This window comes from Vannielia litorea, assembly GCF_900142295.1.
GTDB lineage: Bacteria > Pseudomonadota > Alphaproteobacteria > Rhodobacterales > Rhodobacteraceae > Vannielia > Vannielia litorea.
The window spans coordinates 263770-274828 of sequence record NZ_FSRL01000002.1; the positions used below are offsets into that span (position 1 = coordinate 263770).

Annotated in this window: 12 protein-coding genes; 11 read left to right on the top strand and 1 reads right to left on the bottom strand. The window is 67.9% G+C overall.

The annotated features are described in order from the left end of the window. Window positions 1-10 precede the first annotated feature (10 nt). The 11 genes from BUR94_RS19210 to BUR94_RS19260 all read left to right on the top strand — a co-directional run bounded on the left by BUR94_RS19210 (window position 11) and on the right by BUR94_RS19260 (window position 10076). Entirely contained in the window at window positions 11-1162 is a 1152-nt protein-coding gene (locus tag BUR94_RS19210; protein WP_281249230.1) for a mandelate racemase/muconate lactonizing enzyme family protein, read from the top strand. 59 nt (window positions 1163-1221) lie between these two features. After that, a complete protein-coding gene (locus BUR94_RS19215; protein ID WP_074258047.1) occupies window positions 1222-1452 on the top strand; it encodes a hypothetical protein in 231 nt (76 codons plus the stop codon). Window positions 1453-1457: 5 nt separating this feature from the next. After that, entirely contained in the window at window positions 1458-2255 is a 798-nt protein-coding gene (locus BUR94_RS19220; protein WP_217694080.1) for an NAD-dependent epimerase/dehydratase family protein, read from the top strand. 1 nt (window position 2256) lies between these two features. Beyond that, window positions 2257-3495: a 3-oxo-tetronate kinase gene (gene otnK / locus BUR94_RS19225; protein ID WP_074258048.1), complete on the top strand. Its 1239-nt coding sequence runs from the start codon at window positions 2257-2259 to the stop codon at window positions 3493-3495. After that, the gene (gene otnC, locus BUR94_RS19230; RefSeq protein ID WP_074258049.1) at window positions 3492-4136 is read left to right on the top strand and encodes a 3-oxo-tetronate 4-phosphate decarboxylase; all 645 of its coding nucleotides are present in this window, start codon (window positions 3492-3494) and stop codon (window positions 4134-4136) included. The genes otnK and otnC overlap by 4 nt, the downstream gene beginning before the upstream one ends. After that, on the top strand, window positions 4133-4891 hold the full coding sequence (locus BUR94_RS19235; protein ID WP_074258050.1) for a hydroxypyruvate isomerase family protein: 759 nt from the start codon (window positions 4133-4135) through the stop codon (window positions 4889-4891). Before otnC ends, BUR94_RS19235 begins: the two co-directional genes overlap by 4 nt. Window positions 4892-4942: 51 nt before the next feature. Next, window positions 4943-5668, top strand: a complete 726-nt coding sequence (nanR, locus tag BUR94_RS19240) for a transcriptional regulator NanR (RefSeq protein ID WP_084193242.1) — start codon at window positions 4943-4945, stop codon at window positions 5666-5668. Then, window positions 5665-6909: a ribulose-bisphosphate carboxylase large subunit family protein gene (locus BUR94_RS19245; RefSeq protein ID WP_074258052.1), complete on the top strand. Its 1245-nt coding sequence runs from the start codon at window positions 5665-5667 to the stop codon at window positions 6907-6909. Before nanR ends, BUR94_RS19245 begins: the two co-directional genes overlap by 4 nt. Beyond that, the gene (locus BUR94_RS19250) at window positions 6906-8219 is read left to right on the top strand and encodes a four-carbon acid sugar kinase family protein (protein ID WP_074258053.1); all 1314 of its coding nucleotides are present in this window, start codon (window positions 6906-6908) and stop codon (window positions 8217-8219) included. Before BUR94_RS19245 ends, BUR94_RS19250 begins: the two co-directional genes overlap by 4 nt. Window position 8220: 1 nt before the next feature. Continuing rightward, on the top strand, window positions 8221-9063 hold the full coding sequence (locus BUR94_RS19255; RefSeq protein WP_074258054.1) for a phosphogluconate dehydrogenase C-terminal domain-containing protein: 843 nt from the start codon (window positions 8221-8223) through the stop codon (window positions 9061-9063). A 68-nt stretch (window positions 9064-9131) separates the two neighbouring features. Then, window positions 9132-10076: a 2-hydroxyacid dehydrogenase gene (locus BUR94_RS19260; protein ID WP_245794649.1), complete on the top strand. Its 945-nt coding sequence runs from the start codon at window positions 9132-9134 to the stop codon at window positions 10074-10076. 189 nt (window positions 10077-10265) lie between these two features. On the opposite strand, the gene blaOXA is transcribed toward BUR94_RS19260, so the two are convergent. Next, window positions 10266-11057 carry a class D beta-lactamase gene (gene blaOXA, locus BUR94_RS19265; RefSeq protein WP_074258254.1) on the bottom strand — a complete coding sequence of 264 codons (792 nt, stop codon included), beginning with the start codon at window positions 11055-11057 and terminating at the stop codon, window positions 10266-10268. Window positions 11058-11059 lie beyond the last annotated feature (2 nt).

Below are 11059 nucleotides of genomic sequence, written 5' to 3' on the forward strand. Positions count from 1 at the left end.
GCGGAGCTTCATGAGCCGCGACGGAGATCGCCCGCGGGTGATCGTGGCAGTCGATACCGACGAGGGTATCACGGGTTGGGGCGAGTGTTACAACCACGGGCCCGACCGGGCGTTGCCGCCGCTGCTGGAGTATCTCTACCTGCAGATCGAAGGCGAAGACCCGACGCGGATCGAGCGTCTGATCCTGAAACTTCTGCAACAGAGCCGCTTTCCGCCCGGGGCGCTCGGGCTCGCGGCCATCGCGGGGATCGACCACGCGCTGTGGGACATCTCGGCCAAGGCGCTGGGCGTGCCGGTCTACAAGCTGCTCGGCGGGCATGTGCGCGACAGGGTGCGCGTGTATCAGGGGGTCTATTCGGCCCCCGATGCCGAGCAGGTGCGCGACCATGTGGCGGAGCACTCGGAGCGCTGGGGCTTTTCCGCCTTCAAGCTCTCGCCCTACCGCTGCGACATTCATGCCGAGCCCTGGCACCGGGTGGTGGGCAAGACCGCTGAATGGGTGGCGGAGCTGCGCGAACTTTGCCCTGACGCGGAGTTTGCCTTTGACGCCCATGCCCGGCTGTTCGAGCCTTATCAGGCCATCGACATAGGCAATGCTCTGGCGCCCTTTGGGCCCCTTTTCTTTGAAGAGCCGATGCGGATGGAGAATATCGAAGCCTGGGGCGAGCTGAAGCGGCAGCTGAAGGTGCCGCTGGCCACGGGCGAGAGCCTCTATTCCCGCTTCGAATTCAACCGATTGCTCGGGGTGAAAGGTGCAGACATCATCCAGCCGGACATCTGTGCCGTCGGCGGCTTGCTGGAAATGCGCAAGATTGCGGCGATTGCCGAGGCGCATTACGTGAACGTCGCGCCCCACAACCCGATGGGGCCGCTGGCGACAGCAGTGAACGTGCATTTTTGCGCCGCCCAGCCCAACTTCAAGATTCTCGAGTACCGGCTGCCGGGCACTTCGGCCTTCCTGACGCGCGACTTGGTGCAAGCCAGTGATGCGGCGGGCTATGTGAAGGACCCCTACATGCCGGTGGATGGCCACCTTGAGCTACGGCCGGATCGGCCTGGCTGGGGCGTGGAGATCGACGAGGATTATCTTGCGACCGACCGCTACATCCATTGGGAACGGAAGCTGCCGGTGCGGCCGGATGGCTCCTACGGCTACACCTGATGAGACTCGCGCCGCAGGTGGAGAGGCGGCCGGCGGAGCCTCGGACGGAGGGTGGCTTCATGTCTCCTGCCGGGAAGGGGCGGCATCCGGGGGGGCACAGCTGCCACGCGCATGGCGGTGCCGACCATCTCACGCCGAAGCCCGCGCGCGATGTTGCGCTTGCCAAGCTGCCGCGCGAAGGGCTCATGACCTATCTCCAGCCCGATGCAGGCCACGGGGAAACCTCTGAAATTGCGGCGGCCGCTCTGGCCTTCCTCGCCCGCCACGCGCATAAAACCGACAGGGAGTGACTGACATGATGAACCGACTACTGATCACCGGCGCCGCGGGCGGCCTTGGCACCGTTTGCCGCGACCGTCTGAAGCATATGGCCAAGACATTGAGGCTTTCTGACGTGGTCGACATGCCGCCGGCCGGAGAGAACGAGGAGGTCGTGGTGTGCGACCTTGGCGACAAGGCCGCGGTAGAGGACCTGGTGCGCGGCTGCGACGGGATCGTGCACCTTGGCGGCCGCTCGATCGAGGATACCTGGTCGGTGATCCGCAACGCCAACATAGACGGAGTGTTCAACCTCTACGAGGCCTGTCGGAAGACCGGGTGCAACCGGGTGATCTTTGCCAGCTCCAACCACGCTGTGGGCTTTCACAAACAGAGCACGCGGCTTGATGCCAATGCGCTGACCAAGCCCGATGGGCTCTACGGCGTGAGCAAGGTCTTCGGCGAGGCGATGGCCTCGATGTATTACGATAAGTTCGGGATCGAGACGGCAAGCGTGCGGATCGGCTCCTGCTTCCCCGAGCCGAAGAATCGGCGGATGCTGGCGAGCTGGATGAGCTACGACGATTTCGTGCGGCTGATCGAATGCGTGTTCCGCGCGCCCAAGCTGGGCTGCCCGATCATCTACGGGGCCTCCAACAACGCGACGGGCTGGTGGGACAACCGCGAGGTCGGATTCCTCGGCTGGGAGCCGCAGGACCGGGCAGAAGATTATCGCGCCGTTGTGGAGCAGATGGAGGAGATGCCCGCCATCGACGCGCCTCAGGTGGTGTATCAGGGCGGGGTCTTCACGGTGGACGGAATTCACGAGGAGTAGCATGGCCATTTTTGGGGCGATTGCCGACGATTTCACCGGGGCGACCGATCTGGCCGGCCTGCTTGCGAGGAGCGGGGCGAAGGTTTCGCTGCGGATCGGCGTGCCGGAAGGGGACGAGAGCGATGCGCCCTTCGAGGTGGTCGCCCTGAAGATCCGGACCGCGCCGGTGAGCGAGGCCGTGTCGGAGGCGCTGACGGCACTCGACTGGCTTCGCGGCACCGGGGCGGAGCGGTTCTTCTGGAAGTATTGCAGCACCTTCGATTCCACGGCGCAGGGCAACATCGGCCCCGTGGCGGAGGCCTTGATGGCGGCGCTGGGCGCGGAGCGCACGGTGTATTGCCCGGCCTTTCCGGAGAACGGGCGCTCGGTGTTCATGGGCAACCTTTTCGTCGGGCAGCAGCCCTTGGCGGAGAGCCCGATGAAGGACCATCCGCTGACGCCGATGCGCGACAGCAACCTGATGCGGCTGCTCGCACCGCAGGTGACGCGCGAGGTGGGTCTGGTGGACAGGCTCACGGTGGCGCGAGGGGCAGAGGCGCTGGCCGAGGCGCTCGCACAGGCCCCGGCCCATGTGGTGGTGGACGCGGTGGCGGATGCCGACCTTGAGGTGATCGCCCGCGCCGGCCGAGACATGGCGCTGATGACGGGCGGCTCCGCGCTGGCCATGCCGCTGCCGGCGCTCTACCGCGAGGCGGGTCTGCTCGATGACAGCGCGCGCGAGGCTACGGTGGCGCAGGTGGGGCCCGGGGCGGTGGTGCTCTCGGGCAGCTGCTCGGCCATGACGCGGGCGCAGGTGGCGGCCTATGGCGGCCCGGCCTTCAGGCTCGATCCGCTGGTTCTGGCGGCAGAGGGCCACGGCGCGGCGTCGAACTGGCTGGCGCGGCAGGACATGGGCAAGGCGCCGATCATCTATGCCACGGCAGAGCCGGAGGCGGTGCGCCGGGCACAGGGCGAGCTGGGTACCGGGCGGGCTGGCGAGGTGGTGGAGACCGCACTGGCCGCGCTGGCGGTGCAGGCCCGCGACCAGGGCGCGCGCCGGATCGTGGTGGCGGGGGGCGAAACCTCGGGCGCGGTGACCAAGGCGCTGGGCGTGTCCCGGCTCGACGTGGGCCGAGAGATCGCGCCGGGCGTGCCCTGGTGCGGTTGTGTTTCGGGCGGCCAGGAGATTGCGCTGGCGCTGAAGTCCGGCAACTTCGGGCGGGAGAGCTTTTTTGCCGATGCATTGGGGATGCTGGCATGAGCGAGGCTGCGTTGCGGGAGCAGATCTGCCTTCTGGCGAAGTCGCTCTTCGACCGAGGGCTGACCCATGGCTCGACCGGCAACATCTCGGCGCGGACGGAGGATGGCGGGCTGCTTGTTTCGCCCACGGGCACGAGCTTTGGCCGCCTCGATCCGGCGCGGCTGGCGCGGTTCGACGCGGCGGGGGCGCACGTGGATGGCGACAAGCCGACCAAGGAAATGCCGCTGCACACGGCCTTCTACGACACGCGCGGCACGGCGGGGGCGGTGGTGCACCTGCATTCGTGTCATTCGGTGGCGCTCTCGATGCTCGAGGCCGACGAGGAGGATTTTCTTCCGCCGCTCACGCCCTACGGCGTTATGCTGCTGGGCCGGGTGAAGCTGCTGCCCTTCTTCCTGCCGGGCGATCCGGCAATGGGCGAAGCGGTGCGCGGGCTTGCCGGCAAGCGAAGCGCGGTGATGCTCGCCAACCACGGGCCGGTGGTGGCCGGCAAGGACGTGGAGGCCGCCTGCAACGCGGTGGAAGAGCTGGAGGCCACGGCGAAGCTGGCGCTGATGACGCGGGGCATGGGCGCGCGCGGCCTTGATGGGGGCCAGGTGCAGGCGCTGGTGAGCAAGTTCAACCTGGAGTGGGACGCATGAGGTTTTCGGCCAATCTCGGGTTTCTGTGGAGCGAATTGCCGTTGCCGGATGCGATCCGTGCGGCCAGGGCGGCCGGGTTCGACGCGGTGGAGTGCCACTGGCCCTATGCGGTGCCCGCGACGGAGGTGAAGGCCGCGCTGGAGGAGACGGGGCTCGAGATGCTGGGGCTCAATGCCTCGCGGGGCGATCCGGCGAAGGGCGAGATGGGATTTTCTGCCGTACCTGGGCGCGAGGCGGAGGCGCGCGCGGCGATCGACCAGGCGCTGGACTATGCCGAGGCCACGGGCACCGGGAAGGTGCACGTGATGGCCGGGTTCGGCGGCGACCACGACACCTTCGTGAAGGCCCTGGGCTATGCCTGTGGCAAGGCGGATGGGCTAGGCAAGACCATCCTGATCGAGCCGATCAACCATTACGACGCGCCGGGGTATTTTTTGTCCACCACCGCGCAGGCCGAGGCGATTCTGGCTGAAGTGGGGGCGGAGAACCTGAAGATCATGTTCGACTGCTACCATGTGCAGCTGATGGAAGGAGACCTGAGCCATCGGCTGGAGCGGCTGCTGCCGAAGATCGGGCATATCCAGATCGCGGCGGTGCCCGACAGGGGCGCGCCGGACCATGGCGAGGTGAATTTTGCCCACATCTACAGGCACTTGACGGCGTTGGGCTGGGCGGTTCCGCTGGGTGCGGAATACAAGCCCGGCGGACCGACCGAGCCGACGCTAGGCTGGCTGAAGGCGGCGCAGGACATCTGACCCCCGCGGGCCTCTTGGCAGAGGCGGGCGCTTGCGCTAGCAACTGGTATGATGAGTTTACCAGATTCGCATAAACCCGACAGCATTCGGCCACGCAAGCTGGCCGACGAGGTGCAGGACCGTCTTTTGCGGCTGATCCGCGAGGATGGCCTTAGCCCCGGCGACGCGCTGCCCTCGGAGCGGGAGCTGATGGCGCGATACGAGATCGGGCGGCCGGCGATCCGAGAGGCGATGCAGGCCTTGCAGCATCGCGGGGTCATCGAGATCCGGCATGGCGGGCGGCCAAGAGTGGCGGAGCCGTCGCTCGACGGGTTGATCGGGCAGCTCGGGACCGGCGTGCGGCACCTGCTCGCCCATACCTCCTCGATGGACCATCTGAAGGAGGCCCGCGCGGCGCTGGAGGCCGAGATGGCCCGGATCGCCGCGCGCCGGCGCAGCGAGGTGGACATCGCCTCGCTGGAGGCGCTGTTGGCGGCCCAGGAGCTATCTTCGGAGGAGCCGGAGAAGTTTCTTGAGATCGACGGCAAGTTCCACCGCCGGATCGCTGCTATCTCTGCCAATCCCATCTTCGAGACCCTCGTGTCAGGCGTGTTCGACTGGATGCGCGACTTCCACGTGGAAGGCGTGCGCAAGCGCGGGCTGGAGCAACTGACGCTGGCCGAGCACCGCGTGATCCTCGACGCGATCGCGGCGGGACAACCGGAGGCGGCGGCGCAGGCCATGCGCGACCACCTCGAGCGCGCCAACGAACTCTATCACCAGGACCACTTCCAATGAGTGAACGCATCGAAGCGGACTACCTGATCGAAACCCCGGTAGAGCCTGAAAGGGCCGCAGAGGCGATGGCGGGGGAGCAATCTTCCGGCACCTTCGTGCCCGTGCCCGGGGAGACGCCGGAGTTGCGCGAGCGCTCGGCGGCGCGGGTCGAGGCGCTGGAGGTCATCGGGGAGGTGGCGGAGCCCTCGCTGGGCGGAGGCGCCGTTGGCGAGCGCTACAGGAGGGCGAAGGTGACCTTGAGCTGGCCGATGGGCAATATCGGGCCGTCGATCCCAAACCTCGTGGCGACGGTGGCGGGCAACCTGTTCGAGCTGCGACAGTTCTCGGGGTTGCGGCTGTGCGACATCCGGCTGCCAAGGGCATTTGGCGAGGCCTACCCGGGCCCGAGGTTCGGGATCGAGGGCACGCGCCGGCTTTCGGGGGTGGACGAGGGGCCTCTCATCGGCACCATCGTGAAGCCCTCGGTCGGATTTGGGCCGGAGGAAACAGCGGCGCTGGCGGGAGAGTTGGCGCGGGCGGGCATCGACTTCATCAAGGATGACGAGCTGCAGAGTGACGGGCCGAACTGCCCGTTCGACGACCGGGCGCGGGCGGTGATGCGCGTGCTGAACGACCATGCCGAGAAGACCGGCAAGAAGGTGATGTTTGCCTTCAACCTGACCGGCGAGGTGGACGAAATGCGCAGGCGGCATGACCTGTTGCTGGAGCTTGGGGCCACCTGCGCGATGGTCTCGCTGAACTCGGTGGGCTTTGCCGGGTTCCTCGCCTTTTCGCGCCACTCCGAGCTGCCGATCCATGCGCACCGCTGCGGCTGGGGCTACCTGAGCCGCGCCGAGATGCTGGGCTGGGACTATACGGCGTGGAGCAAGCTCTGGCGGCTTGCGGGGGCGGACCACATGCATGTGAACGGGCTGCGCAACAAGTTCTCGGAGGGGGATGCCAGCGTGGTGGCCTCGGCGCTCTCGGTCGGCACGCCGCTGTGGGACGACAAGCCCTGCGTGGCGATGCCGGTGTTCTCCTCGGGCCAGACGGCGGTGCAGGCGGCGGAGACCTTCCGGCGGGTCGGTCACGCCGATTGCATCCACGCGGCGGGCGGCGGGATCATGGCGCATCCCGATGGACCGGAAGCGGGCGTGGCCTCGCTGCGGGAGGCCTGGGAGGCGGCCCGGTCCGGTGTTGCGGCGGAAGATTACGCGGCGAGTCACCCGGCGCTGAAGGGTGCGCTGGAGGCCTTCGGGTGAGCCTGCCTGGCGGCACGTTGATCGGCTGGGCGGGGGACGACTTTACCGGCTCGGCGGCCAGCATGGAGGTGCTGGAGTTTGCAGGCGTGCCCTCTGTGCTGTTTCTCGACGTGCCCACGCCCGCGCAACTGGCGCGGTTTCCTGGCGTGCGGGCGGTGGGCGTGGCCACCACGGCGCGGTCGCATGCGCCCGAGTGGATGGCGCGGGAGTTGCCGCGCGTGTTCAGGTTTCTGGCCGGAACCGGCGCGCGGGTGGTGCACTACAAGACCTGCTCGACGCTGGACAGCTCGCCCGAGATCGGCTCGATCGGCCGGGCGATCGACCTCGGGGCGGAGGTGGTGCAGGGGCCGTTCATCCCCTGTCTTCTGGCCGCGCCGAAGATGCGGCGCTACCAGGCCTTCGGGCACCTCTTTGCCAGCGGGCCGGGCGGGGTGTTCCGGCTCGACCGGCATCCGGTGATGGCCCGGCACCCGGTGACGCCGATGGATGAAAGCGACGTGGCACGGCATCTGGCGCGGCAGACCGGCAAGAGCTTCGGGCTGGTGTCGCTGGAGGATCCGGAGGCTGCGCCCGAGGCGGAGGTGTGGTCGTTCGATGCCATGACGGATGCGGATATGGGCGTGGTCGGGCGGCGCATGTGGGATGCCGCGCCGCTGCTCGCCGTGGGCTCGCAGGGCGTGGAATACGCCTTGGTGGAGCATTGGCGCGGGCGGGGCTGGCTGCCTGCCGAGGACCGGGGGGAGAGCGCCGGGCCGGTGGAGCGGATGCTTGCCGTGTCGGGCTCGGTCTCGCCGGTGACGGCCGCGCAGATTGAATGGGCCGAGGCGCATGGCTTCGAGGGGATCGAGCTGGATGCGGTGGCCGCCGTGCGGGGCGAGGTGACCGGCGTTTGCGAGGCTGCGATTGCGGCGTTGAACGTAGGGCGCGACCCGCTGATCTACACCGCGAAGGGTCCGGATGACCCTGCCGTGGCGCGGCTGCGGGCGGCGGTGCCTGCCGGCGGGATGGAAGAGGCGAACGCGCGGATCGGGGCGGCGCTGGGGCGCGTGCTGGCGCGCCTCCTGCGGGAGACGGGCCTCAAGCGCGCGGTGATCTCGGGCGGCGACACCAGCGGCCACGCGAGCCGCGAGCTGGGGCTGTTTGCCTTTACCGCGCTGGCGCCCACGATCCCCGGTGCGGCGCTGCTCCGGGCACATTCGGAAGATGAGAACCTGGCCGGGCTCGAGCTGGCGCTGAAGGGCGGGCAGATGGGCTCGGACGACTATTTTGGCTGGATCAAACGCGGTGGTGGTGCCGCAGGAGGAGAATGACATGACCAAGGTTGCGCTGCTGGGCGCGGGCGGAAAGATGGGGGTGCGGCTGGCGCAGAACCTCAAGCCCACGCGTTTCGAGATCGACCATATCGAGGTGTCCGAGGCGGGCCGGAAGCGGCTGAAGGACGAGGTGGGCGTGGATGCGGTGACCGACGGCGACAACGCCATTGCCGATGCCGACGTGGTGCTGATGGCGGTGCCGGACCGGCTGATCGGCAAGATCGCGCATGGCTTCGTCGACAAGCTTAAGCCCGGTGCGGCGGTGATCGTGCTGGACGCGGCGGCGCCCTATGCGGGCGAGATGCCGGAGCGCGATGACATCACCTATTTCTGCACCCATCCGTGCCACCCGCACATCCTCGAAGTGCAGGAGACCAAGGAGGCGCAGGCCGACTACTTCGGCGGGATCGCGGCGCCGCAGGGGATTGTCTGCGCCCTGATTCAGGGGCCGGAGGAGCATTATGCGCTCTGCGAGGAGATCGCGAAGATCATCTATGCGCCGGTCGTGCGCTCGCATCGCTGCACGCTGGAAAATATCGCCGTTCTGGAGCCCGCGCTGAGCGAGACCGTGGCCGCTACGATGAGCATTGCGCTGCGCGAGGCGACCGACCGCGCGGTGAGCATGGGCGTGCCGGAGGCGGCGGCGCATGATTTCGTGCTGGGGCATTTGAAGATCGAGCTGGCGATTGCCTTTGGCATCTTCCCCGAAGGTAAATTCAGCGATGGCGCCCTGATGGCGATCGACAAGGCCAAGAGCGTGATCTTCAAGGAAGACTGGCTGGATCAGGTCTTCTCGCTGGAGGCGGTGAAAAAGTCGGTGCAGGAGATCTGCGAAGGCTGAGCGGCTTGACTCCCCGGCGGTGCGGTGGGAGGGAATGGTATACCATTTGACGCGCCGCCGGGGAGGAATTGGCCATGAGCAAGGTGATCGCCATCGGAAACTACAGCGAGGCCGACCTGGCCAAGCTGAAAGAGACCTTCGACCCGGTTTTTCTGGCCGAGACGACCGAGATCGGCAGTCTCGACGAGGCTGCGCGGGCGGGGATCACGGCCGCGGCCTTCAAGGGGCACAAGCCCTTCGGTGCCGAGGCGATGGACCTGCTGCCGAACCTCGGCGTCATCGCCAACTTCGGGGTTGGTTACGACAGTATTAACGTGGCGGCCGCCTCCGAACGGGGCATCAAGGTCACAAACACGCCCGATGTGCTCAACGATGACGTGGCCGATCTGGCTGTGGCCATGCTGCTGATGTGCGGCCGCGAGATGGAGCATGCGAGCAAGTGGGCGCGCTCGGGATCATGGGCGGAGAAGGGTGAATATCGGCTGAACCGGAAGGTCAGCGGCGGCCGCGCGGGCATCCTCGGGCTGGGCCGGATCGGGCGCGACATCGCCGAGCGGCTGGTGCCGTTCAAGATGGATCTGCACTACTGGTCGCGCTCCGAGAAGGAGACGCCGGGCTGGACCTACCACAGCACGCCGGAGGCCCTGGCGGCGGCGGTGGACTACCTGATCGTGGCCACGGTCGGCGGCAAGGCGACCGAGAAAATCGTTTCGAAAGAAGTGCTTGAGGCGCTGGGGCCGCGGGGCATCCTGGTGAACATCTCGCGCGGCTCGACGGTGGATGAAGACGCGCTGATCGACGCGCTGAAGAGCGGCGGGATCTATGGCGCGGGGCTCGACGTGTTTGTGAACGAGCCGAGGATCGACCCGCGGTTCTACGAGCTGGACAACGTGGTGATCCAGCCGCACCAAGGCTCGGGGACGGTGGAAACGCGGGCGGCGATGGGGCAGCTCCAGCGCGACAATCTCAGCGCCTTCCTGGCCGGAAACGACCTGCTGACGCCGGTCAACTAGCCCCCCGGAGGCTTTGCGGAAATGCCGTTGCGCCGCGGTGCGGCGTGACGGTTAACCACGAAAATCCGGATACACAACCGATACACAACCCATGCACATCCCATACATATGCAGAAATGCAGGATGGCAGGTGTTAACGCGGCGGGCGGCGCTCGGCCCGCCGGGGCAGGGGCGCGGCCGCCGGCTCGGTCAGGGCGCGAGGCCGGGCCAGTCCGCCAGGAACCGGCTGCGCGTGAGGGTGCCGGGCGAGCCCTCGCTGCGCTCCTGCGCCTGGGTCAGCCGGGCGAAGACCAGGGTGCGCCCGTCCTTCTCGGCCCAGCCGACGAACCAGCCGTAGCCACGGGCATAGTCGAAGCTGCGATCGGCGCGGCGCGGATAGGCGGTGCCGGTCTTGCCATGCACCAGCCAGCCGCCGGTGGCGTGGCTCTGGGTGATGGCGCGGGTCTGCGCCATGGCCGCGGCGGTCACGGGCAGCGTGCCGGAGACGAGCCCGTTCAGAAAGGCCACCTGCTCGCGGGGCGAGATGGCGAGGGAGGAGGCGATCCAGGCGCGGTCGAGCCCGTTGGAAAACCCCGGATCGCCGGAGAAGTCGGCGTTGCCATAAGAGAGGGCGCGGGCGTAGCGGGTGAGAGCCTCGGCGCCGAGGGCATGGGTGATGCGCTGCGAGTACCAGACGACGGAGTGGCGGAGCCAGTCGGCGGGGTTGGTGTCGCGCGTCCAGTTCGCGCCGCCCCAATCGGGGTCGCCCGCGCGAAAGGGCAGGACGGGGGCCTGGGGGCCGGTGAGGAAGCCCGCGTCATAGCCGATCACTGCAAGGGCGAGCTTGAAGGTGGAGGCGGGGGTGGTGCGGGTGCTGCAATCGCCCTCCTCCAGCAGCACGGCACCGCTGCCCGCCTCTGCAACGAGGGTGCAGAGGATGCGGGGCGCGGCCTCTGCGCTGGTGGCGAAGGCCAGGAGGAGGGCGGCGAGCAGCGGGCGCATGG

Excerpts from the sequence above, each read along its gene's own strand:
- nanR (WP_084193242.1), top strand. The coding sequence starts at position 4,943 with ATGAGTTTACCAGATTCGCATAAACCCGACAGCATTCGGCCACGCAAG.
- BUR94_RS19255 (WP_074258054.1), top strand. The coding sequence starts at position 8,221 with ATGACCAAGGTTGCGCTGCTGGGCGCGGGCGGAAAGATGGGGGTGCGG.
- BUR94_RS19235 (WP_074258050.1), top strand. The coding sequence starts at position 4,133 with ATGAGGTTTTCGGCCAATCTCGGGTTTCTGTGGAGCGAATTGCCGTTG.
- blaOXA (WP_074258254.1), bottom strand. The coding sequence starts at position 11,057 with ATGCGCCCGCTGCTCGCCGCCCTCCTCCTGGCCTTCGCCACCAGCGCA.
- BUR94_RS19210 (WP_281249230.1), top strand. The coding sequence starts at position 11 with ATGAGCCGCGACGGAGATCGCCCGCGGGTGATCGTGGCAGTCGATACC.
- otnK (WP_074258048.1), top strand. The coding sequence starts at position 2,257 with ATGGCCATTTTTGGGGCGATTGCCGACGATTTCACCGGGGCGACCGAT.
- otnC (WP_074258049.1), top strand. The coding sequence starts at position 3,492 with ATGAGCGAGGCTGCGTTGCGGGAGCAGATCTGCCTTCTGGCGAAGTCG.
- BUR94_RS19245 (WP_074258052.1), top strand. The coding sequence starts at position 5,665 with ATGAGTGAACGCATCGAAGCGGACTACCTGATCGAAACCCCGGTAGAG.
- BUR94_RS19220 (WP_217694080.1), top strand. The coding sequence starts at position 1,458 with ATGATGAACCGACTACTGATCACCGGCGCCGCGGGCGGCCTTGGCACC.
- BUR94_RS19215 (WP_074258047.1), top strand. The coding sequence starts at position 1,222 with ATGTCTCCTGCCGGGAAGGGGCGGCATCCGGGGGGGCACAGCTGCCAC.